The sequence below is a fragment of the Amycolatopsis sp. NPDC000009 genome, assembly GCF_055563465.1.
Window position 1 is genome coordinate 489,777 of the sequence record NZ_JBVHDI010000003.1, and the last position, 22,990, is coordinate 512,766.

19 protein-coding genes are annotated in these 22,990 nt (G+C 69.1%); 12 read left to right on the plus strand and 7 right to left on the minus strand.

The annotated features are described in order from the left end of the window. Window positions 1–6 precede the first annotated feature (6 nt). The 6 genes from ACZ3HL_RS12150 to ACZ3HL_RS12175 all read left to right on the plus strand — a co-directional run bounded on the left by ACZ3HL_RS12150 (window position 7) and on the right by ACZ3HL_RS12175 (window position 6,230). Complete coding sequence (locus tag ACZ3HL_RS12150) at window positions 7–1,449, plus strand: chondroitinase-B domain-containing protein (RefSeq protein WP_465530613.1); 1,443 nt, start codon at window positions 7–9, stop codon at window positions 1,447–1,449. A gap of 82 nt (window positions 1,450–1,531) precedes the next feature. Further along, window positions 1,532–2,569 carry a LacI family DNA-binding transcriptional regulator gene (locus ACZ3HL_RS12155; RefSeq protein WP_465530615.1) on the plus strand — a complete coding sequence of 346 codons (1,038 nt, stop codon included), beginning with the start codon at window positions 1,532–1,534 and terminating at the stop codon, window positions 2,567–2,569. Next, window positions 2,566–3,327, plus strand: a complete 762-nt coding sequence (locus tag ACZ3HL_RS12160) for a sugar phosphate isomerase/epimerase family protein (RefSeq protein ID WP_465530617.1) — start codon at window positions 2,566–2,568, stop codon at window positions 3,325–3,327. Before ACZ3HL_RS12155 ends, ACZ3HL_RS12160 begins: the two co-directional genes overlap by 4 nt. Continuing rightward, window positions 3,324–3,956, plus strand: a complete 633-nt coding sequence (locus ACZ3HL_RS12165) for an SGNH/GDSL hydrolase family protein (RefSeq protein ID WP_465530619.1) — start codon at window positions 3,324–3,326, stop codon at window positions 3,954–3,956. The genes ACZ3HL_RS12160 and ACZ3HL_RS12165 overlap by 4 nt, the downstream gene beginning before the upstream one ends. A gap of 16 nt (window positions 3,957–3,972) precedes the next feature. Beyond that, window positions 3,973–5,274, plus strand: coding sequence for a serine/threonine-protein kinase (locus tag ACZ3HL_RS12170; RefSeq protein ID WP_465530621.1), 1,302 nt, complete (start codon window positions 3,973–3,975; stop codon window positions 5,272–5,274). A 135-nt stretch (window positions 5,275–5,409) separates the two neighbouring features. After that, window positions 5,410–6,230 (plus strand): IS5 family transposase gene (locus ACZ3HL_RS12175; protein ID WP_465530623.1). Its coding sequence is split into 2 segments (ribosomal slippage): window positions 5,410–5,764 and window positions 5,764–6,230, totalling 822 coding nucleotides; the frame shifts between segments, so codons are not numbered across the junction. A 16-nt stretch (window positions 6,231–6,246) separates the two neighbouring features. On the opposite strand, the gene ACZ3HL_RS12180 is transcribed toward ACZ3HL_RS12175, so the two are convergent. From ACZ3HL_RS12180 to ACZ3HL_RS12190, 3 genes are all read right to left on the minus strand, one after another. Beyond that, window positions 6,247–7,260, minus strand: coding sequence for a LacI family DNA-binding transcriptional regulator (locus tag ACZ3HL_RS12180; protein ID WP_465530625.1), 1,014 nt, complete (start codon window positions 7,258–7,260; stop codon window positions 6,247–6,249). Then, on the minus strand, window positions 7,261–7,905 hold the full coding sequence (locus ACZ3HL_RS12185) for a flavodoxin family protein (protein ID WP_465420507.1): 645 nt from the start codon (window positions 7,903–7,905) through the stop codon (window positions 7,261–7,263). It lies immediately after the preceding gene. Window positions 7,906–7,968: 63 nt separating this feature from the next. Next, window positions 7,969–8,667, minus strand: a complete 699-nt coding sequence (locus ACZ3HL_RS12190; RefSeq protein ID WP_465530627.1) for an alpha/beta fold hydrolase — start codon at window positions 8,665–8,667, stop codon at window positions 7,969–7,971. A gap of 127 nt (window positions 8,668–8,794) precedes the next feature. Between ACZ3HL_RS12190 and ACZ3HL_RS12195 the strand changes: the two genes are divergently transcribed. From ACZ3HL_RS12195 to ACZ3HL_RS12205, 3 genes are all read left to right on the plus strand, one after another. Beyond that, window positions 8,795–9,355 (plus strand): TetR/AcrR family transcriptional regulator, encoded by a 561-nt coding sequence (locus ACZ3HL_RS12195; RefSeq protein WP_465530629.1) that lies wholly within the window; start codon window positions 8,795–8,797, stop codon window positions 9,353–9,355. A 79-nt stretch (window positions 9,356–9,434) separates the two neighbouring features. Further along, window positions 9,435–11,018 (plus strand): AMP-binding protein, encoded by a 1,584-nt coding sequence (locus tag ACZ3HL_RS12200; protein WP_465530631.1) that lies wholly within the window; start codon window positions 9,435–9,437, stop codon window positions 11,016–11,018. Between the two features lie 149 nt (window positions 11,019–11,167). Further along, entirely contained in the window at window positions 11,168–12,412 is a 1,245-nt protein-coding gene (locus tag ACZ3HL_RS12205; RefSeq protein ID WP_465530633.1) for an HNH endonuclease signature motif containing protein, read from the plus strand. 208 nt (window positions 12,413–12,620) lie between these two features. On the opposite strand, the gene ACZ3HL_RS12210 is transcribed toward ACZ3HL_RS12205, so the two are convergent. Together ACZ3HL_RS12210 and ACZ3HL_RS12215 are read right to left on the minus strand one after the other, a co-directional pair. Then, window positions 12,621–13,895 carry an MFS transporter gene (locus tag ACZ3HL_RS12210; protein WP_465420516.1) on the minus strand — a complete coding sequence of 425 codons (1,275 nt, stop codon included), beginning with the start codon at window positions 13,893–13,895 and terminating at the stop codon, window positions 12,621–12,623. Then, window positions 13,895–15,277, minus strand: coding sequence for a M20 family metallopeptidase (locus tag ACZ3HL_RS12215; RefSeq protein ID WP_465530635.1), 1,383 nt, complete (start codon window positions 15,275–15,277; stop codon window positions 13,895–13,897). Before ACZ3HL_RS12215 ends, ACZ3HL_RS12210 begins: the two co-directional genes overlap by 1 nt. Window positions 15,278–15,397: 120 nt before the next feature. On the opposite strand from ACZ3HL_RS12215, the gene ACZ3HL_RS12220 reads away from it, so the two are divergent. Beyond that, window positions 15,398–16,321: a LysR family transcriptional regulator gene (locus ACZ3HL_RS12220; RefSeq protein ID WP_465530637.1), complete on the plus strand. Its 924-nt coding sequence runs from the start codon at window positions 15,398–15,400 to the stop codon at window positions 16,319–16,321. Here ACZ3HL_RS12220 and ACZ3HL_RS12225 read toward each other — a convergent pair. After that, window positions 16,296–17,879 carry an FAD-binding oxidoreductase gene (locus tag ACZ3HL_RS12225; RefSeq protein ID WP_465530639.1) on the minus strand — a complete coding sequence of 528 codons (1,584 nt, stop codon included), beginning with the start codon at window positions 17,877–17,879 and terminating at the stop codon, window positions 16,296–16,298. The two genes, ACZ3HL_RS12220 and ACZ3HL_RS12225, sit on opposite strands and share 26 nt — an antisense overlap. 84 nt (window positions 17,880–17,963) lie before the next feature. On the opposite strand from ACZ3HL_RS12225, the gene ACZ3HL_RS12230 reads away from it, so the two are divergent. Both ACZ3HL_RS12230 and ACZ3HL_RS12235 read left to right on the plus strand, forming a co-directional pair. Next, entirely contained in the window at window positions 17,964–18,473 is a 510-nt protein-coding gene (locus ACZ3HL_RS12230; protein WP_465530641.1) for an HAD domain-containing protein, read from the plus strand. Between the two features lie 212 nt (window positions 18,474–18,685). Next, entirely contained in the window at window positions 18,686–21,208 is a 2,523-nt protein-coding gene (locus ACZ3HL_RS12235; protein ID WP_465530643.1) for a LamG-like jellyroll fold domain-containing protein, read from the plus strand. Between the two features lie 22 nt (window positions 21,209–21,230). Here the strand turns inward: ACZ3HL_RS12235 and ACZ3HL_RS12240 are convergent, their stop codons facing one another. Continuing rightward, complete coding sequence (locus ACZ3HL_RS12240) at window positions 21,231–22,886, minus strand: DUF885 domain-containing protein (protein WP_465530645.1); 1,656 nt, start codon at window positions 22,884–22,886, stop codon at window positions 21,231–21,233. Window positions 22,887–22,990: the final 104 nt, after the last annotated feature.

Below are 22,990 nucleotides of genomic sequence, written 5' to 3' on the forward strand. Positions count from 1 at the left end.
GGCATCATGGATCGCAGAAGGTTCCTCAGCGGCGCCACCCTCGGCGCCGCGCTGATCACCGTCCCCTGGGTCACCGCGGGCACGGCATCGGCCAAACCCAAGGGGCTGTGCGCCCTGAGCGTCGATTCGCTCACCGAACTGCAGAACGCGATCAACTCGGCGGGTCCCGGCACGGTCATCACCGTGAACAACGGCACGTACACCGTGCCGACGGGCAAGCCGATCAGGGTCAAGGGCAGGCGCGGCACGAAGGATCAGCCGATCACCATCGTCGCCCAGTCCCGAGGCGGGGTGACCCTCGACGGCGAGCAGAGCTTCGTCTTCGACGACTCCACCGGCGTCACGATCAGCGGGTTCAAGTTCCGGCAGAGCACCACGCTGGAGATCCCGGCGAACTGTTCCCGGATCCGCCTGACCCGCAACGATCTCCAGTTCGCCGACATCTCGGGCCTGCACTGGGTGATGGTCCGCGCCGATTACAGCAAGATCGACCGCAACCACTTCCACCACAAGACGACGCTCGGCGTCATGCTCTGCGTCGAGGGCGCGGACGACGACAAGATGGCGGTGGGCGTCCACATCGTGCGGAACCACTTCTCCGACCACACCTTCGCCGGCGACAACGGCGGCGAGCCGATCCGGCTCGGCGTCAGCCCGCGCGCGCTGAGCACCGCCGGCGCCACGGTGGAGTACAACCTGTTCGAACGCGCGAACGGCGACCCGGAAGCGATCTCGATCAAGTCGTCGGGCAACTTCGTCCGCAACAACACCATCCGGAACAGCCTGGGCGGCATCGTGCTGCGCCACGGGAACAAGACCGTCGTCGAATCGAACTTCATCCTCGGCGGCAAGGAGGGCATCCGGATCTACGGCAACGACCACAAGATCGTCAACAACTACGTCGCCGGGCTGTCCGGCAACGCGCTGGTCGTCGGCAGCGGCTCCGTCCGGGACCACTTCCCGGGTGAGTCGAAGGAATCGCGGCGCGGCAACGACGCGGCGGACCGCGTGCTCATCGCGCACAACACGCTGCTGAACAACAACGGCACGCTCTCCGGCGAGACCAAACGGACGATCGAACCGCGCGACTGCACGATCTCCGACAACATCTTCGTCGGCGGCAACGAAGATCTGGTCGAGATGAGCACCACGGGCGACTTCACCTGGTCGGGCAACATCCTGTGGGGTTCGGGCGGGAACGGGAACATCCCGGCGGGCACCTTCCGCCGGGTCGACCCGAAGCTCGTGCAGGGCACCGACGGGGTCTCGCGGCTCGCCGCGGGCAGCCCGGCGATCGACGCCGCGACCTTGTCGACCGCACCGGTCACGCTGGACATCGACGGTCAGGCTCGCGGCAGCCTGCGTGACGTCGGCGCCGACGAGTACTCGACGGCCGCCATCGCCAACCGGCCGCTCACCACCGCGGACGTCGGCCCCGGGGCTCCGTAGCCAGGCGGTCTCCATCAGAGCCGGGCTCACGCCGGTGTCAGCCCACACCGGCGTGAGCCCACCGCACCACCGAGGAGGAACCATGGCGCAGCGCGCCGCGGGGTCGGCCACCCTGGCCGACGTCGCCCGCGAGGCCGGAGTGTCGCTCGCGACGGCGTCGAGGGCGCTCAACGGCGGGACGAGACAGGTCAGCGTGACGCTGCGCGAATCGGTGCTGCGGGCCGCGGAACGGCTCCAGTACACGGCGAACGTCCCCGCGCAGGCGATGGCCCGTGGCCGCGGCAACGTCGTCGGGCTGCTGGTGCACGACATCGTCGACCCGTACTTCTCCTCGATCGCGTCCGGCGTGATGCGCGTGGCGGCCCGGCACGGGCTGACGGTCACCATCGCGAGCACCGAGAACCATCCGGAGAAGGAACTCGAGTACGTCACCACGTTGCGGGGGCAACGGGCGCGAGCGGTCATCCTCGCCGGTTCGCGTAACGAAGACAGTGCCCTGCAACGGAACCTGACCAAGGAACTCAAGGCGTTCGAGGCGGCCCACGGTCAGGTCGTGGTGATCGGACAGCGGAAACTGCCGTTCGACACCGTCATGCTGGAGAACCGGGCCGGAGCGGCGGATCTGGCGGAGAACCTCGCCGCGCTCGGGCATCGGGATTTCCTCGTGCTCGCCGGGCCGCCCGGCCTGCTGACGTCGCGGGATCGTGTCCTCGGCTTCCGTGACGGACTCGTCCGGCACGGTGTCCCGCTGCCCGAGAACCAGGTGCTGCGTGCGGAATTCACCCGCGACGGCGGCTACGCGGCGATGGTGCGGGCGATCGAGAGCGGCTTCCGCGGCTGCGTTTTCGCGGTCAACGACGTGATGGCCGTCGGCGCGATGGCCGCCTGCCGCGACCACGGGGTGCAGGTCCCCGCGCAGATCGCGATCGCGGGCTTCGACGACATTATTACGTTGCGGGACATCAGGCCTTCGCTGTCGACTGTGCGCGTGCCGATCGAGCGCATGGGCGAACAGGCGCTCGACTTCATCCTCGACGCCCGCGCGGCCGTCCCCCGGGTCAAGCCGATCACCGGGGAGGTCGTGCTGCGCGAAAGTACCCGACCGTTGGAGGGAAAATGATCCGCCCGGGACTGTGTTCGGTGACGCTGCGGCGGCTGGACGCCGACGAAGTCGCCCGCCGCGCCGCGAAGGCGGGCCTGCAGGTGATCGAGTGGGGCGCCGACGTCCATGTGCGCCCCGGTGACGACTGGGCGGCCGAGCGGGCGTTCGAGGCCATGGCACGGCACGGGCTGACGTGCGACTCCTACGGTTCCTACTTCCGCGCCACCCCGGTCGAGGCCGGGAAGTTCGGCGAGATCGCCGCCACCGCGGTCCGGCTCGGTGCCTCGCGGATCCGGGTGTGGGCGGGCAAAGCGGGCTCCGCGGACGTCGACCCCGACGAACGCGAGCAGGTCGTCACCGGTCTCCGCGAGGCCGCCGACGTCGCGAACGAGCACGGCCTGGAGGTCGCGCTGGAGTTCCACGGCGGGACGCTGACCGACACCGCGGAATCGACCGTCCGGCTGCTCGAAGAGGTCGGCCGCGACAATCTCGGCACCTACTGGCAGCCGCCGCAGGACCTGCCGGACGAGCAGGCGCTGGCGGGGCTGGAACTGGTCCTCGACCGGGTGCGCGCGGTGCACGTCTTCTCGTGGTGGCCCAGCAACGAGCGGCGTCCGCTGACCTTCCGGGCGGACCTGTGGACACGGGCGTTCGGCCTGCTCGCCGAGACCGGGCGGCCGCTCGACGCGTTGCTGGAGTTCGTCCCGGACAACGATCCGGACCTGATCCCCGGCGAGGCAGACTCGCTGCGGAAGCTGATCGAGGCGGGCGTGTGAGGTTCACCGAAGCCGACAGGCTGCTCTTCGCCGGCGACTCCATCACCGACTCCAGCCGCGATCGCGCCGATCCCGCGTCGCTGGGCAAGGGTTACGTCCGGCAGATCGCGGATCTCCTCGGCGACGGGCCGGAAGTGGTCAACCGGGGGATCAACGGAAACCGGATCTACGACCTGGAAGCCCGGTGGGCCACCGACGTCCTCGCGGCGCGCCCCACGGTACTGACGGTGAAGATCGGCATCAACGACACTTGGCGGACCTTCGATCGCGGCCTGTCGAGCCCGATCGGGAAGTTCCGCGCCGCCTACTCCCGGCTGCTGGCCGGTGCGCGGGAGCACCTCCCGGCCGAGTTGTACGTGATCACACCGTTCCTGTTGCCGGTGGAGCCGGGGCAGCAGGAGTGGCTCGGAGATCTGGCGCCGCGCATCGAAGCGGCGATCGGCGTGGCGACCGAGTTCGGCGCGCGACTGGTGCGCGCGGATCTGTTCATGCCGCGCGCGGCGGCCGAGCACGGGGCGGCGACGCTGGCCCCGGACGGCGTCCACCCCAGCCCGCTGGGTCACCGGCTGCTCGCCGAAGCCTGGCTCGCGGCCGCCGGAGCGCCGGTCGAGGAGGCCACGCTCTCCTAGCCGATACAGTTGCGTCGTGAACCGGAACGCCATCATCGCCGGTCGTTACCGGCTGGAGCACCAGGTCGGCCGGGGCGCGATGGGCGTGGTGTGGCAGGCGCGTGACGAGCGGCTCGACCGCACGGTCGCGGTCAAACAGCTCCTGCCGGACGGTTCACCGGGCGACGCGCCGTTCCGGTCGATCGTGCGCGCGATGCGGGAGGCCCGGGTGGCCGCGCGGCTCAAGCATCCGCACGCCGTCACCGTCCACGACGTCGTGGAAGAGGACGGAACCCCGTACCTGGTCATGGAATTCCTGCCGTCGCGGCCGCTGACGGAACTCCTCGCGGACGACGGTCCGCTCCCCGCGGGCCGCGTCGCGGAAATCGGCGCGCAGATCGCCTCCGCGCTGGCCGCCGCCCACGAGGACGGCATCCTGCACCGGGACGTCACGCCCAACAACATCCTGATCACCGAGGACGGCCGAGCGAAGATCGCGGACTTCGGCCTGTCCCACGTCACGGGCGAAGGGACGATGACCGGTGACGGTCTCGTCGTCGGTACCCCGGCGTACCTCTCCCCCGAGGTCGCCGACGGTGAGGAACCCGGCTACCCGTCGGACGTGTTTTCGCTCGGCTCCACGCTCTACACCGTGTTGGAAGGCGCGCCGCCGTTCGGCACCGACGGCAACCAGATCGCGCTTCTCAAACGGGTCGCCCGCGGCGAGATCATCGCGCCGAGGTCCACCGGCCCGCTCACCGACGTCCTGCTGCGGCTGCTCCGGCGTGATCCGCTGGAGCGGCCGGACATGGCCGAGGCGGAGCGGATGCTCGCCGCCGTCGCCGACGGTCGCCCGGCGATCCTGTCCGGTACCAAACGGCTTCCCGCCCCCACCCGTCGTCCGCGGTTGCCGTTCGCCATCGCGGGCGGCGTGGTCGTGGCGGGTGGTGTCCTTGCGGGGATCCTGCTGTCCGACGGCGACCCTCCCGATGCCGCCGCTCCAGTGGCGGTGCCGACGCCTTCGGCTGCGAAACCGGTGTGCGAGGCGCGGTACGAGGTCGCCAACCGCTGGCCCGGCGGATCCGAGATCCGCGTGTCCGTCCGGAACGCCCAGGACACCCGGCTCACCGGCTGGGAGGTCAGCTGGACGCTGCCGCCCGGCACCCGGATCGCCAACCTGTGGAACGGTTCCCTGACGCAGGACGGCGACCGCGTGCGAGTGTCCGAACTGGACTGGAACGCGGTCCTGCCCGTTGGCGGGACGACCACCTTCGGGTTCATCGCGACCACCGAGGACGACGGCGGAGCCGCGCCGGTCGCGGTGTGCCGCAGCTCCTGAGCATGCATTTAGTCCTCTGAATGCGGTAGTTGCACGTGCAAGGACCGCATTCAGAGGACTAAGGGGTCGTAACAGAATGATCGCGGGGTGTGGTTTGATGTCGTGTCTCGGTGATTGTCTGTGAGGGGTGGGCTGGTGGGGCAGCGGCGTCCGTGGGAGGTCGATGACGGTCTGTGGGAGCGGATTGAGCCGTTGTTGCCGCGGGTGGAGCGTCGGTTTCGGCATCCGGGACGTAAGCGGCTGGACGACCGTAAGGCGTTGTGCGGGATCATGTTCGTGCTCTACACGGCGATCCCGTGGGAGTTCCTGCCGCAAGAGCTGGGGTATGGCTCAGGCATGACCTGCTGGCGCCGGCTGCGGGACTGGACCGAGGCCGGGGTGTGGCAGCAGCTGCACGAGCTGCTGTTGGCGGAGCTGCACGCGGCGAATCAGCTGGATTGGTCACGTGCGTCGGTCGACGGATCGCATGTGCGGGCGTTAAAAGGGGGCCGAAAACCGGCCCCAGCCCGGTAGATCGAGCCCGTACCGGGTCGAAACACCACGTCATCACCGATGGTACCGGCATCCCGCTCGCAGCCACCCTGACCGGCGGGAACCGGCACGACGTCACCCAGCTGATGCCGCTGATCCACGCGATCCCGCCAGTGCGAGGCCGGCCCGGGCCCCCGCGGCGACGGCCACAACGGCTCTACGCCGACCGCGCCTACGACCACGACAAGTACCGCACGCTTGTCCGCGCCGCCGGAATCACGCCTCTCATCGCCCGCCGAGGCCAGGAACACGGCTCCGGCCTCGGCGTTCACCGCTGGGTCGTCGAGGGCGCCTTCGCCCTGCTGCACTGGTTCCGGCGGCTACGCATCCGATGGGAGATCCGTGACGACAGCCACGAAGCCTTCCTCACCCTCGGCTGCGCCATCATCTGCTGGCGCAGACTCAAAGCCCACTCAATCTGTTAGGACCCCTAAATGCATGCTAGCGGGTGGTGGATTCCCGCGCGTTCAGCCGCACGGGGACTTCGATCCGGTGCGGCCCACCGTCAGCACCCTCTACGAGGTCCATCAACGCCGTGGCCGCCCGGCCGCCCACCTCGCGCGGATGTACGAACATCCCGGTCACCCGCGGCGAAACGAGCCGGAGCGAACCGCTGTCCACCGCACTGCAGATCCCGAGCGTGCCGGGCACCGCGAGCCGCCGGCGGCGGGCGTCGTGGAGGACGCCGAGGGCGAGGTTCTCCGATGTCGTGAAGACGGCGTCCGGGCACACCCGCCGGTCCAGCAGCCTGCCCAAGGCCTCCGCCGTGCCTTCGGTGGTCGGCGGCTCGTCGATCTCGACCACCACCGGCTCCAGCCCCCGGCCTTCCATCCAGCCGGTGTACCCCGCGACCAGATCGGCCGCGTAGGAGCGGGCGGTGTCGGTGGTGATCATCGACGGCCGTTCGTAACCGTTGTCCGCCAAGTGGTCCAGCATCAGCCCGGCGGCCGCGACCAGGTCGTTGTCGACGACGACCGGTACCGGGCCCGGCGCCGCCATCGGACGTCCGACGGTCACCAGCGGCCGGTCCTGGCACCAGCCGGACGCGAAGAAAGGCTCGTCCCCACGGGGATCCACGAGGATCGCGCCGTCCACGGAGAAGGCGTTCAACCGGTCGAGGTCGGCGTCCAGCGGGGTCAGGAGCAGGGCGTACGAACGTTTCGACGCCGCTTCGGCCGCGCCGTTGAGGACTTCGAGGAAGTAGTCCGAGTTGGGCACGAGCGCGCAGGCACTGCTCGCGTCGACCGAGTTCGCGAGCTGGATCGCCAAGGTGCGGCTGCGCCGGGTGACCAGCTGCTGCGCGTGCACGCTGGCCTGGTATCCGAGTTCGGCCGCCGCCCTCGCGACGCGCTGCCGGGTCTCCTCGGAGATCCGGCCTTGTCCGCTGAGCACATGGGAAACGGTGGTGATCGAAACCCCCGCGGCGGCGGCGACGTCACGGATGGTCGGCGACACTCAAGCCTCCACGGGCGGTCCCCAAACGCGGTTCGGCCGGTCGGTGTCCAGCCGATAGTCGGTGACGTGGGCGTCGCCCAGCCTACGGCCGAGGTCCGCCGCGGCCTCCAGCGGCCGCGCGGGATCGCACTCCACCTCGCCCCGGCTGTTGCCGACACCGACCACGATCCCGGCGAGGTCCTGACGCAGGTATCGGGTGAGCTCCTGGAACTGGGCCTCGAGACCGAGTGTCGCGCCGCGATAGCTCTCCTCGCACGAGATCAGTACCGCGGCGCGTTTGTGCATCAACCCCGGCACGACCTCCGCGGTATGCGGCGAACCGCCGGAGGTGTAACAGAACAGCCGGTCGAAGAAGGATTTGAGCCGTCCGGTCATGCCGTACCAGTGCAGCGGTGTCGCGTAGACGATCGCGTCCGCCGGGAGCACGTGGTCGAACAGCAGGCGCTCGTAGCCGTCGCCGATGCCGCAGGACCGGTCGCTCAGCCGGCAGTCGCGACAGTCCCCGAGCGGCGATTCGACGAAATCGGAAAGCCGGACGAAGTCCACCGTGTGCCCTGCTTCTTCCGCCCCCTTGGCCAGCGCCTGCGAGAGCGCCCAGGAGTTGCCTTCACGACGCGGGCTCGAATCGAGCACCAGGACCTTCACGTGCTTCTCCCCGGAGAGGCTGCCAAAACGTTTTAGCAGTCTCTCCGGGGAAGGGTTTCCCTGTCAAGCCACCTTGGCCGCCGCAGCGAGGAGGACCTCCGCGACGACGTCAGGCCGCGAGACCGAGACAGCGTGCGAAGCGTCGACCCTGGTGACCTCCGAACCGGCACGCTCGGCCATGAACGCCTGCGCCGCGGCGGGGATCGCGTGGTCCTGCTCCGCGATCAGTGCCCACGACGGCAGGGTCTTCCACGCCGGCTCCCCGTCGAACGGAGTGCCGAGTGCGCGCTCGGTGACCGGACGCTGGGTGACCGCCATGACGTCCGCGGTCCCCGCGGGAACGTCGGCCGCGAACACGTCCGAGAAGTTCTCGGGCTTGATCGACAGCTCACCTTGCGCGGCAAGGACGTTCGTCGTGTCCGGACCGAGCTTGCCGCCTTCGAACCGGCCCGACAGCTCGAACACGCTCTCCCCCGCTTCCGGCTGGAAGGCGGCGATGTAGACGAGCACCTTGACGTTCGGCGCGGTGGTGGCCGCGCGGCTGATCACCACGCCGCCGTAGGAGTGTCCGGCCAGCACCACGGGGCCGTCCACGCCGTTGACGACGTCGGCGACGTAGTCCGCGTCGGACTCGATGCCACGCAACGGGTTCGAGGCGGCCAGCACGCGATAGCCCTGCTCACGCAGCTTCGGGACGACGCCGTTCCAGCTGGACGAGTCGGCGAAAGCACCGTGGACCAGGACGATGGTGGGCTTGCTCATTGGTGGCTCCTTCGAAGTTAGGGAGAACGATCGGTCTTTCTTCCTGAACAATGCTCGCCCGGCCGGCCTTCCGCAACGTGACGAAGGCGACCTGGTGGAATGACCGTTCTTTCTCTAAGGTTGCGAGATGCCGACTGTCGACCGGGACGTCCACCCGAAGATCCGGCTGCTCGAGACAGCGTCGCGACTCTTCTACGCCGAGGGCATCCATGCCGTCGGCGTGGAGCGCCTGGTCTCAGAAGCGGCCGTGACCAGGGCGACGTTCTACCGCCACTACCCGACCAAGGACGACCTCGTCGCCGCCTACCTGAGCACCACGAGCGAGCAGATCCGCGCGGGTGTCGACGCGGTGACGCAAGGGAAACCCGCCCGCGAAGCCCTGCTCGCCACACTGGGTATCGTCGGCGACCGGACGCTCGACGACGACTTCCGCGGCTGCCAGTTCCTCAACGCCGCGGCCGAGTACCCCGATCCCGGACACCAGGTGCGCCAGGTCATCGACGACCACCGGGACTGGTTCTTCGGCGTACTCCGCGATTTCGCGCGCGACGCGGGTCACGCCGATCCCGAGCACGCCGCCCGCACCCTCGTACTCCTCCGCGACGGTGCGCTCCACGGCGGAAACCTCGACGACGCCGAGACCGTGCGCGCCACTTTGCACCGAGCCGTGGCCGACCTCGTCCCCTGAGCTTCATCGCGTCTTCTCGACGGTCGTAACAAGTGCTACCTTCGCGGAAGGGGGCACGGCCGGACCGAGGAGCGGCACGATGAGGCTTTCTCCCAGCGCGCACGTCGACCCGTTCTGCCGTGATCGGCTGCCGCCCGCCGATCAGTGGCCGGAGTTCGTGTTCGATCTGCCGGAACTCCGCTACCCGGACCGGCTGAACGCCGCGACCGCGCTGCTCGACGACACCGTCGCGCGACTCGGCCACGACAGGCCATGCCTGCTCTCCCCCACCGAAACGTGGACCTACGGCGAAGTCCTGGCCCGCGCGAACCGCGTCGCCCACGTCCTGGCCACCGAATTCGGCGTGGTCCCCGGCGACCGCGTGCTCTTGCGGGGCACCAACGCACCCTGGCTCGCGACAGCGTGGCTGGCCGTACTCAAGGCGGGCGCGGTGGCCGTCACGACCATGCCGATGCTGCGGCGTGCCGAACTCGACAAGATCGCCGGCCGCGCGAAACCCGCGGTCGCGATCTGCGACGAACGCCTGCTGGACGAACTCCCGCCCGATCTCCCAGCGGTGTCCTACGGAACCGAACTCGCCGCCCGCGCGGAGCGGTATCCGGCGACATTCGCCGACGTCCCGACCGCGGCCGACGACGTCGCCCTACTCGCCTTCACCTCCGGCACGACGGGATCCCCGAAGGCCACGATGCATTTCCATCGCGACCTGCTCGCGATCGCCGACACCTTCTCCCGGCACGTCGTGCGCCCGACGTCCGACGACCTCTTCTGCGGTACACCGCCTCTCGCCTTCACCTTCGGCCTCGGCGGCCTGCTGGTCTTCCCCCTGCGCGCGGGCGCGGCGACACTGCTCGTCGAACGTGCCACTCCGGCGGAACTCGCCACCATCGTCGCCACGAAGAACGTCACCGTCCTCTTCACCGCGCCGACCGCGTACCGCGCGATCCTGAACGCCGGCGACGGACAGTTGCTGGCCGGAGTACGCCGGGCCATCTCGGCGGGCGAGTCGCTTCCCGCCCCTGTGGCCGAGCAGTACCGGGAAACCGTCGGACGGCCGCTCATCGACGGACTCGGCAGCACCGAGATGCTGCACGTGTTCATCTCCGCCGCCGACGACGAGGCGCGTCCCGGCGCGACCGGCAAGGTCGTGCCCGGGTACCAGGCGGCAGTTCTCGACGTCGACGGTTCACCCGTTCCCGACGGCACTCCCGGTTTCCTGGCGGTGCGAGGGCCCACCGGTTGCCGCTACCTCGAAGACCCGCGACAGCGCGACTACGTCCGCGACGGCTGGAACTTCACCGGCGACACCTACGTCCGCGAGGCCGACGGCTACTTCCGGTTCGTCGCGCGCAGCGACGACATGATCATCTCGTCGGGGTACAACATCGCCGCCCCCGAGGTCGAGGAGGTCCTGCTCACCCATCCGGATGTGGACGAATGCGCCGTGATCGGCACGCCTGATCCCGATCGCGGCTCGGTCGTGACGGCGTTCGTCGTCCCCCGGCCCGGTATCGAGCCGGACGCGGATCTGGTGCGAGCGCTGCAGGACCACGCCAAGGCGACCGCGGCACCATACAAGTATCCGCGGCGTGTGCGGTTCATCGAGGCGTTGCCGCGCAATGCGAGCGGTAAGCTGCAACGGTATCTGCTCCGGGAACTGTGAGACTGTCCACATCGGACGGATGCCTCTTTCGTCCCCCTGACTGAAATAGCAAGCCATCCGATTCCATCGGCGTCTCAGCTCTCACTCAAATCCGAATTGGAGACTCTTTCACATTCGCACACTTGTTCGAGTGATGGTATTCTTGCGGGGTGTCCAGCCAGCGAATCCTCGAACCGCCGCAGGAGTTGTGGCGCGCCGGTGCGCGGGAGCTCGCGCATGGTGTGGTCGAGCGGTTGTCGGTGGCACGGCAGGCGTTGGCGGAGGTCGGGCAGTACCTGGCGGAGATCGAGTCCCGCGGCCCGATGGAGTTGTTCGGGCACGGCTCCACGGCGGGCTGGTTCGCCGAGACCGCCCGGATCACCCCGAACGAAGCCCGCGACACCGTGACGCGTGCGCTGGCGGTGAACGAAAGCCGCAACCTCGACGGCACCCCCGCACCCGCCTTCGCCCCCATCGCCGGAGCCGCCGCGGCCGACGGCGACCTCGGGCACCAGCAACTCGACCCCATCCTCGCGGTGCTGAAGAAAATCCCCGCCGACGCCCCGGCCGACGACCGATCCGGCGCCGAGCAGATCCTGGTGGACCTCGCCCGCCACGCCGGCCCCCAAGAGATCGCCAACGTCGGCGCGGAACTCCTGGCCCACCTGGACCCCGACGGGAACGAACCCAAAGACGAAGACCTGAAACCCCCGTCACGCGAGGTGCATCTGCACAAACGCGACGACGGCTGGTGGCGGCTCAACGGCCTCCTCGACCCCGAATTCGGGGCGCGCGCGAATGCGTTGTTCGAGACTTGGGGACAACGAAGACCCGTCGACCAGGACGGCAACCGCGACCCCCGAACCCCCGGCGAACGTCACGGCGACGCGTTGTTCGACGCCATCCACTACGCCATGACCAACGACAAGGCGCCCACGTTATCCGGGGACCGCACCACCATCGTGGTCACCATCCCCCTCGAGACCTTGACCTCCGGACTGGGATCCGCCTGCGTGGACGGGGTTTCGCAGATCACCGCCCGCCACGCCCGCATGCTGGCGTGCGACGCGAAAATCATTCCCGCGGTCCTCGGGACCGAGAGCGAACCTCTCGACATCGGCCGCGCCAACCGGTCCGTCAGCCCCGCACAACGACGTGCGCTGAATCTCCGCGACCACGGCTGCAGCTTTCCGGGATGCCACCGACGACCCAAACACTGCGAAGCCCACCATATTTTGCCGTGGGGCAGACTCGGCGACACCGACCTAAATAATCTCTGCCTGTTGTGCCGATGTCACCACATGGTCATCCACGGCCAATCCGGCTGGAAAATCCAGATCACCAACGGACGACCCGAATTCATCCCACCCCAATACCTCGACCCGCTACAAACACCACGCCACAACCACCGCTGAACCCGAAGAGCCCGCCGCCCCACCGGCGACGGGCCCTTCGGCATGCCCACGTATCGAGAACCGACGGCACTGTCATCGCTTCATCACAGGCCGCCCGGACTGGCCACCGAGGCAAGGTCGCGAAAGTGGCTTTCGCGACACGCCCTCGCTACCCGACCGAGGTACCGCCGAGGCGACCGTCCGTCCACTCTGGACCCAACCGCTGCCTTCAACGAATGCCGCGACGCCGATTCGCCGCGACCAGCGCGACAATGCTCAACGACGCGGTCGCCAAAAGATAGTAACCGGGCGAAACCGGTGATCCGGTCGCCGCGATCATCGCGGTCGCGATGGTCGGCGTGAATCCGCCGAAGATCCCGACGGTGGCGTTGTAGGCGAACGAGAGTCCCGTCGCCCTGGTGTTCGCCGGGAACACGTCCGCCATCACGGACGGAAGCGCGCCGAAGTAGGTGGCCTTCAGCAGCCCCAGGATCGTCATCGTGATCGTGAGGGTCAGGAACGACGGCGACGTGGTGACCCACAGGTACAGCGGCACCACGCCGGCCCCGATCACCGCCGCGGCCGCGATCATGATCCTGATGCGGCCGTGCCGGTCGGTGAGCAGCCCGACGATCGGCGTCACGACGGTCAGGATGGCGGCGGTGATCATCAGGGCGACGAACGACAGTGAGTCGTCCAGGCCGAGGTTCTTGATCGCGAACGTCGGCAGCGACTGAAGGATGAAGTTCAACGAGGTCGAGACGACCAGCGCACCCCCGGCGATCAGCAGGCCACCCCATTGGAAGCGGAACAGCGTCCGGACCGGCGTGGACTTCGGCTGCTCCTCCTTCGTGGCCTCGGGTTCGTCGACATGGCGCCGGATGTAATAGCCGACCGGGCCGACGAGCAGCCCGAAGACGAACGGGATCCGCCAGCCCCAGGACGTCATCGCGTCGGCGCTGAGCGAAGCGGTCAGCCCGGCGGCGAACCCGGCGGACATCAGTGTCGCGAAACCCTGGCTGGCGAACTGGAAGCTGCCGAGGAAGCCTTTGCGGCGATCGTCCTGTTCGATCAGGAACGACGTGGCCGCCCCGAATTCCCCGCCCGCGGCGAAGCCCTGGATCAGCCGCGCCACGATCACGCCGACCGGGGCGAGGAAACCGATCGTCGCGTAGCCCGGCATCACCGCCAGCAGGAACGTCCCGGCGACCATCAGCCAGATGGTCAGCACCAGCGCCTTCTTGCGGCCGAACCGGTCGGCGTAGGCGCCGAGCACGAGACCGCCGAGCGGACGCACGAGGAACGTGATGCCGAAGACCGCGTACGCCTGCACGAGCTGGACGGCGGCGTTCCCACCAGGGAAGAAGGTCTTACCGATGTAGGCCGCCATGAGCGCGTAAACGCCGAGGTCGAACCATTCGAGCGCGTTGCCGATGGTCGCGGCGGCGATCGCGCGCCGCGTGGACGACGGCGTACGCGGCCTCGCCACCGTCTGCTCGCTCATCACGCCTCCCCGCCGCGCCGCCCGAGCGCGTGGAACAGGGCCGCGGCGAGGGCGATCCCCTCGCGGGCGATGGGCGCGAGCAGGTGTTCGTCGGGCGCGTGTTGCAGGCATCCGGGGTAGGAGTGCGGCAGCCACAGCGTCGGGAGGCCGAGGAGATCGGTGAACACATGGTTCGGCAGTCCCCCGCCGAAGCTCGGCAGGATCGCCACGCGCCGCTCGGAAACCTCGTCGAGGACGCTCTTCGCCCAACCCACCCATGGGTCGTCGACCGGCGTACGGCTGGCACGGAAACTGCCCTCGGCGCTGACGTCGACCATGGAGAACCCGTGTGCGGCAAGGTGTTTCGTGATCGCCTCGCCCACCCCGTCGACGTCGGTGCCCGCGACGTAGCGCAGTTGCAGCATCGCCCGCGCGCGGCCGGGGATGGCGTTGACCGGCCGGTCGATGTCCGCGGCGCCGAGCGAGAGGACTTCGAGGGTGTTCCAGCCGTACAGCCGCTCCGCCGCGGTCAGCCCGGTGTCGCCCCAGCTCGCGTCGAGCGCCGGATCGCCCGGTGTGTTCCCGATTTCGAGTTCGGCGAGCGCCGCGCGGACGCTGTCCGGGAGGGCGGGTGGCAGGAGTTCCGGCACCTGGACGCGGCCGTGGCCGTCGACGAGACAGGCGATCGCCCCGGCGAGGGTGGTGGCGGGATTGCGCAGCACACCGCCCCAGTTCCCCGAGTGGTAGGCGTCGGGGCGGAGGTCGACATCGAGAGCGATCCGGACACTGCCCCGCGCGCCGAGGAACAGCGTCGGTGTGGCCGCGTCCAGGCGCGGGCCATCGGACGCGATGAGGACGTCTGCGCTCAGTGCCTCCCGGTGCGCCGAGACGAACTCGTCCAGCCCCGGCGAGCCGATCTCCTCCCCGGTCTCGAACAGGAACTTGAGGTTGAACCCGAGCGAACCCGTCTCGGCGAGGAGCAGCCTGAGTGCGGTCAGGTTGATCAGGTGCTGCCCCTTGTTGTCCGCCGAACCGCGGCCGTACCAGCGCTCGCCGTCGGCGGTCAGCGTCCACGGGTCCCGGCCGTCGCTCCACCGGCCTTCGTGCCCGTCGACGACGTCCGCGTGGCCGTAGCACAGGAGTGTCGGCAGCTCTGGCGACTCGATCCGGGTGCCGAGCAGGAACGGTCCTCCACCGGGATCCGGATTGGGAAAGGTCTCCACGGAACAGCCGAGCGCGGTGAGCGCCGGGGCCAGTACCTCATCCAGGTATGCCTTGATGGCAACGCGGCCGCTCGGATGATCACTCACGGTCGGATACCGGACGAGCTCGGCGAGTTCGGTGAAGAACGCACCCGAGTCGACGTGCTCGTGGGCTTTCGCGACCAGTTCTGCAGGGGTCACCGCGCTGTCTCCCGATTCGCTCGACGAGTGTCGCAGAGGAGCGTAAGTCGGTTTGCGCACCCTGACCATTGCCGTTTACCGTGCTCCGCGTTCTCATTACGGCAAACCAGCGGAGATCTGATGCGACTACTGCCGATCGCGTTGACGTACTTCCTCGAAGTCGCTCGCACCGGCTCGGTGTCCGAGGCCGCGACGGAACTGACGGTGGCGCCCTCAGCGATCAGCCGTCAGATCGCCAAACTCGAAGCAGGTCTCGGGGTGCCGTTGTTCGTCCGGCATCCCCGCGGCATGGTGCCGACCGAGGCCGGGACCCGGCTGCTCGACCACGTCCGGCGCAGCGAGGCCGAATCGGCCGTCCTCGTCGACGAACTCCGCACCGGCCGCGGCCTGCACGCCCGGTCCCTGACGGTCGCCTGCTCAGAGGGGTTCGCCCGCCGTGTGGTCCCCCAGGCGATCGCCGCCTTCCGGCGCGACCACGACGTCACGTTCCACATCGACGTCGTCACCAGGGATGAGGCGACCCGGCGGGTGCTCGACGGCGCGGCCGACGTCGCCGTCACGTTCGCGACCGGGCCTCAGCACGGAGTGCGGGTCGAGAGCGCGGTCGTCGTCCCGGTGTACGCGATCGTCCCGCTCGATCATCCGCTGACCAGTCGCGACTCCGTCGGACTCGCCGAACTGTGCCGGCATCCGCTCGCGCTCCCGGCGCCTGGCCAGAGCCTGCGCGATCTGTTCGACATCGCCGCCCGGATCGAGAATCTCACGGCCCATCCGGTGCTGGAGTGCAACGAACTGAGCCCGAAGTACGAGTTCGTCCGCTGCGGCGGCGGGATCGCGCTCGTCGGCGGTCTGGGTGACATCGAGCAGGACGCGGCCACCGAAGGCGTCGCCTACGTGCTGCTCGACAACGCCGTGTTCCGCAAACGCGAAGCCCAGGTGCAGACCATGGCGGGACGGACGTTGTCCCTGGCGGCCATGCGGTTCACCGCGCTGCTGACCTCGTCCGTCCGTCCGCCGGTCAGCCGATCAGCACCCCGGGATTGAGGATTCCCGCCGGGTCGAGCGCGGCCTTGGCGGCGGCCAGCGCGGTGGCGAACGGGCCGGGACGCTGCCGGTCGTACCAGGGCCGGTGATCGCGGCCGACGGCGTGATGATGGGTGATCGTGCCGCCGTGGACCGCGATCGCCTCGGAAACCGCGGCCTTGATCTCGTCCCACTGGGCGACCGTGCTCCCCCAGCGCCCGGCGGCGTAGATCCCGTAGTACGGCGCGGGGCCGTCGGGGTACACGTGACTGAACCGGCACGTGACGACACCGGCGCCGCCGCACACCTCGTCGATCGCGGCGCGTGCCGCCGAGATGATCGCGTCGTGGAACTCCGGGAAGTCGTCCCAGGTGCAGGCAGTCTCGAAGGTCTCCACGATCAGCGACCGGCGGGCGAGCGCGTCGCGTTGGTAGGGCATCCGCAGGAAGGACGACCGCCACGTCGAAGCACTGTCCTGTCCGGCGGATTCCTTGCTACGCCTCGCTTTCACGACACCACCGTGACCGGCCGCCAGTTCCAGCGCGCGGTCGAGCCAGATGTCGACCGGGTGATCGGCGGATTCGAACGCGACCAGCAGGAGACCTCCGCCCACACTCGCGCCCGCGTTGATGAACGCCTCCGCCGGGTCCAGGAGGCGGCAGTTCGACGGATGGAGCGCGGACTGCGCGATCGCCCGGGTGGCGGCGACCGCGTCCTCCTGCCGTTCGAAAGCGACGGACGCCGTCACCTGCCACACCGGCCGGTCCTGCAGCCGCATCCAGGCTTCGGTGATCACGCCGAGCGTGCCTTCGGAGCCGAGGAACATCCGGTCCGGCGAGGGTCCGGCGCCCGAGCCCGGCAGGCGCCGCGATTCACTGATCCCGGCGGGCGTGACGATGCGCAGCGCTTCGGTGAGATCGTCGATATGCGTGGCGAGCGTGGCGAAATGCCCGCCCGCTCGGGTGGCGAGCCAGCCGCCGAGTGTCGAATGGGCGAACGACTGCGGGAAATGCCGCAAGGTCAGTCCCAGCGGGCGAAGGCGGTCTTCCAGGGCCGGCCCGAAGATCCCTGCCTGGATCCGCGCCGCACGGCTGACCGTGTCCACTTCGAGCACGTCGCCGAGGCCCGCCAAATCCATCGAGATCGCCGGGCCGTCGAACCGCGGCTCGACCCCGCCGACCACGGAACTGCCGCCACCGTAAGGAATCAGCGGGGTGCCGGAAGCGGTGCACCAGTCCAGGAGGTCGACGACGTCCTGTTCCGTACGCGGGCGGGCGACCAGATCCGGGACGTGGTCGACCTGCCCGAGCAGATTGCGGACGACGTCGCGGAACGCCTTGCCGCGGGCGTGGGACAGCCGGTCGGCCGGAACGTCACTGCACAACGCGGCGAGCGTCGCGGGCGGGCGGAGCCGCGATGCCGGGACGCCGAGTTCCGCCGGGTCGGGCGGGGCGTGGTCGGTGAAGTCGTGGCCGGGCAGCACACCCGCGGTGCGGGCGACCAGCGCGTCGGACTCCTCTCGGGACAGTTCGCCGTCGAGGGTGCCCCAGCCCCACCAAGACCGCTCTTCGGTCGGCATCTTCGCCTCCGGTTGATCTGACTCCCCAGTAAGTTACTTATCGGTCAGTTATCGTGTCAACGAATACCGATAACGTGTGCCGCCGTGGCACCAGGTCCCCTGATCTACCTCGATGTCGATGGCCCGCTCATCCCGTTCGGACTGGAACCTTCCCGCTATCCGTTGTTCGGTCCCTCGCCACGGGATGACGAAAATCCGCTTCTCGGCAGGCTCGATCCCTCGCATGGGGCGCGCCTGAAGGCACTCCCCGGAGAACTCGTCTGGGCCACGACTTGGCTGCACGACGCCAACGACTCCCTCGCCCCAAGGCTCGGCCTGCCCCGCTTGCCAGTGCTGGACTGGCCCGAGCCGTCCGACACCGATGAGGTCGACGCCCGCATCGGCCTGCACTGGAAGATCCGGCCCCTGCTGGAGCACGCCCGGGGCCGTCCGTTCGCCTGGGTCGACGACGAGATCTCCGAGATCGATCGTGACTGGGTGTCCGCCCACCACGCCGGGCCCGCCCTGCTCCACCGCGTCGATCCCCGCCGCGGCCTGACCGGCGCCGACTACCGCGAACTCGACGCGTGGCTGCGGGAATCCCACTGCTCCTGACACACAGGACAGCTCTTCCGCCCAGGACCGATTCGAGGCCGTCGACGCTTTACAACGTTGTATCAACGATGTAAAAACATCCTGACGGCCAGCCGTGGCCCGGCTCACACCGGTTCCCATCGGCCACGGGGCCGTGGTTTCACGCCTGCACAAGTCCAGTGGGAGGCGCACCTCCGCCGAGGCGGCCGCCCCCGGAGAAGGGTGTCGAGCAGATGTTGCCAACGTTGTCACCACAACGCCCCCGGAGGCCGAGACGCTTCCGGAAACCCCTGACCGCCGCGCTGGTCGCCCTGACCGCCCTGGCGTTGACGTCGGGGACCGCGACGGCCGCGGAGAGCGGCTGGAAGATGGGCAAGCCACGCCTGACCACCCCGTGGACGAACCAGGTGTCGCCCACCAACGCGTTGCCCGAGTACCCCCGCCCGCAACTGGTGCGCGATAACTGGCAGAACCTCAACGGGGTCTGGGAGTTCGCCGGCGCCGCCCCCGGCGAGGTCCCGCCCTTCGGCGAGAAGCTCGCCGAGAAGATCCTGGTCCCCTATCCCACCGAATCAGCGCTTTCCGGGATCCAGCGGCACGAGGACTTCATGTGGTACCGGCGGACGTTCACCGTGCCCCGGCACTGGAACGTCGGCAGGGACAACACGCTCCGGATCAACTTCGGCGCCGTCGACTACAAGGCGAAGGTCTACGTCAACGGCAAGGAGGTGGCCGCACACCAAGGCGGCTACGGCGCGTTCTCCGCGGACGTGACCTCGGCGCTGAAACCCCGCGGAGAACAAGAGATCATCGTCGGCGTCGAGGATCGCGCCGACGCGACCTGGCAGCCCGTCGGCAAGCAGCGGCTGGTTCCCGACCGGGGGATCTTCTACGAGGGCGCCTCGGGTATCTGGCAGACGGTCTGGATGGAGCCGGTCGCGGCGAAGCACATCGGCACGCTCGGCATGGTCCCGGATCTCAAGTCCTCCACGCTCAAGCTCACCGTCGACACCGGCGGAAACTCCGGGCTCACGGTCGAGGCCGTGGTCCGCGACGGCAGGAAGGTGGTCAGCCGCAGCAAGGCGTCCTCGGCCGGGACGATCTCCCTGCCGGTGCCCAAGGCGAAGCTCTGGTCGCCGGATTCGCCGTTCCTCTACGACCTCGACGTCGAACTGAAGGACGGCCGCCGGACCGTGGACAAGGTGTCGTCCTACTTCGGCATGCGCGAATTCGGCACCGCCAAGGGCGCCGACGGCAAACTCCGGTTCACCCTCAACGGCAAGATCCTCTTCCTTCAGTCCACTTTGGACCAGGGCTACTGGCCGGACGGCATCTACACCGCGCCGACCGACCAGGCGCTGCGCTTCGACCTCGAACAGCACAAGGTCCTCGGCTTCAACACGGTCCGCAAGCACATCAAGACCGAACCCGACCGCTGGTACCACCACGCCGACAAACTCGGCCTGCTCGTCTGGCAGGACATGCCGTCGATGCGCACCGGCGGGCGTCCGCCCGCCGACGCCCAGCGGCAGTTCCAGGTCGAGCTGAAGGAACTGGTGGAGCAGAAGAAGAACTGGACCTCGATCGTCGGCTACGTGCCGTTCAACGAGGGCTGGGGCGAGTGGTCGCGCGAGACCACCGGCAAGATCGCCGACGACGTCAAGGCCCAGGATCCGACCCGGCTGGTCAACGCGCACAGCGGCGTCAACTGCTGTGACTCCCTCGGCGACTCCGGCAAGGGTGACGTCATCGACTGGCACGCCTACCCCGGCCCCGCCAAACCGATGCCCGACGCCAAGCGGATCTCGATCGACGGCGAACACGGCGGCTACGGCCTCGAAGTCGAGAACCACATGTGGTTCGGCGAAGGCCACGCCTACGAGATGGTCAAGGACCAGGCGACCTTGAACAGCCGCTACGTCCAGAATCAGCGCGACGTGCTCGCGTCGGCGCAGAGCTGCGGCATCAGCGGCTCGATCTACACGCAGATCACCGACGTCGAGCACGAGGTCAACGGCTTCTTCACCTACGACAGGCAGGTGAAGAAGATGGACTTCGCGCAGGTGCGCGCGGTCAACCAGGCGATCATCCGCAACGCCGACGGCAGCGGCTCCGGCGCTCCCGACCCGGGCCCCGGCACTCCGGGACTCACCGGCGTGCACGCCTACAAGTTCGACGAGGGCACGGGATCCAGCGCCAAGGACTCGGTCGGCACCGCGCACGCCACGCTGACCAACACGCAGTGGGCGGGCGGTGTCCAGGGCGGCGCGCTGGCCTTCGCGGGCAACGGGCAGGCCGACACCGGGGCGAATCTCGTGAACACGGCCGGCAGTTACTCGGTTTCGGCGTGGGCCAAGCTGGACGAGGCGAGCGGCACGTTCCAGACCGTCGTCAGCCAGGACACCGGCCGCGACAGCGCGTTCTTCCTGCAGTACTCCGGACAGGACCAGCGGTGGGCGATGAGCTTCATCGGTCTCCGCGCCCTGTCGCCGGAGAAGCCGGAAGTCGGCCGCTGGTACCACCTGGCCGGGGTCCGCGACGCCAAGGCGGGCACGTTGTCGCTCTACGTCGACGGCAAGAAGGTCGCCGCGCAGAACGCCTGCTCCGCCGCGCCGAGCACCGGGCACACGGTGATCGGCCGTGGGCAGTACGGCGGTCAGCAGGTCGACTTCCTGCGCGGCGCGGTGGACGACGTCCGGCTCTACGACCGGCCGTTGACCGACGCCGAAGTCGCGACGCTCGCGAAGCGCGACTGAGCCCGGACACGCGGCGCCGGGGTCACTCCCGGCGCCGCGTGCCGTCCACCCACTCCCGCACGATGCCGTCGAGCACGGGCAGCGGCACCTGTCCGTTCCTCAAGACGACGTCGTGGAAATCCCGGATGTCGAAGGCCTCGCCCAGTTGCTCCTCGGCGAAGGCGCGTAATCGCTGGATTTCCAGCCTGCCTGTCATGTACGACAGGGCCTGACCGGGCCATTCGATGTACCGGTCGGTCTCGGATCGCACTTCGACGTCGCTGAGCACGCACTGTTCGATGAGGTAGTCCACGCAGTGCTGCCGCGTCCAGCCCAGCGCGTGCAGCCCCGTGTCCACCACGAGCCGCGCCGCGCGCAGCGAATCCTCGGCGACCATGCCCAGCCGCATGACGTCGTCGGAGTACAGACCCATCTCGTCCGCGAGCCGCTCGGTGTAGAGCGCCCAGCCTTCGTCGAAGGCCGAGAGCGGGACGAGTCTGCGCAACCGGGGCACGTCTTCCAGCTCGTAGGACACGCAAGCCTGGAAATGATGCCCTGGAACGGCTTCGTGGAAAGCGACCGATTCGGCGATGAACCGGAAGCGTTCGGTCACCCGGTAGGTGTTGGTGGAGTAGACGCCGGGCCGGGTGCCGTCGGCCGAGGGCGGCATGTAGTACGCCTGCGCGGCGGAGGGCCCGTCGGCTTCCGGCACGGCCCGCACCACGCATTCGGCCGACGGCACCCGGCGGAACCAGTCCGGCGCGGCGGCCGTGGCCCGCGCGACCGCTTCCGTCGCGGTCGTGATCATCTCGTCCGCGTCCCGCCAGCGCAGCGACGGATCGGCGCGCATCCGTCGCCGGACCGCGACGGGGTCGTCCTCGCCGAACACGGCCGCACCGAGTCGCCGGTACTCGTCGTCCAGCGCCCGGCCGAGCGCGAGGCCGGTCTCGTGCAGTTCCTCCGGCGAGATCCCGGTGGTGGTGTGCGTCTTGACCAGACCCGCGTAGCTCTCCTTGCCGCCGTCCAGCCAGCAGAGGCCCGGCCGATCGTCGGGACGGCCATGTCCGGCGATCTCGCGGGAGAGCACCTCGCGATAGGTGACGAGTGCCGGGCGCACCTTCTCCGTGAACAGCCGCTGCCGTCGCTCCGCGCGGTCGCCGGTCAGCGGCGGGACGAGCAGCGGGTTGGGCTCGGCGGCCAGGAACCGGTCGACGTGGTCGATCGCGCCGCGCACCGCCCGTTCCACCGGCGTCCGGCCCGCCGCGACCCCGGCGCGGTGACGGTCGGCCAGCGCCGCGAAGAATTCGGGGAACGCGGCCAGCCTGGCCAGATAATCCTCTTCCGCCTGCTCCCCCGACGGCGCGAGCTGCGGAAGCCAGGACAGCACCCCGGTCCCCTCGGCCACCATCTGGTCGGCGAGGACGAACTCGGTCAGCCGTGAATCCAGTCTGGTCAGCAACGATTCGGCGTGGTGGGCGATCACCGCGAGGGTGGTCCGGTCCGGATCCGTGGACCGGGCGGCGTGTGCGGCGATACGAGCGGCCTGCTCCCTCAGCCGGTCGTCGCCCGCCTCCGAGACGTCCCGCAGCTCGTGATCGTGTCCCGGGACGTTGTCGAAGGTCGCCATCAAGGGCATTTCGGTCGCGAGGACGTCGAGGAGTTCGTCGGCAAGCTCCGCCGCTGTGGGCTGTTCGCTCATATCCGATGACTACCAGAATCCTCGCGGCGCCCGCCCGCAGGTATTCGCACTCGCGAACGCGCCCGGACAGCGCTGAGGCGTGCGCCACAAGCTCCACATGGTCG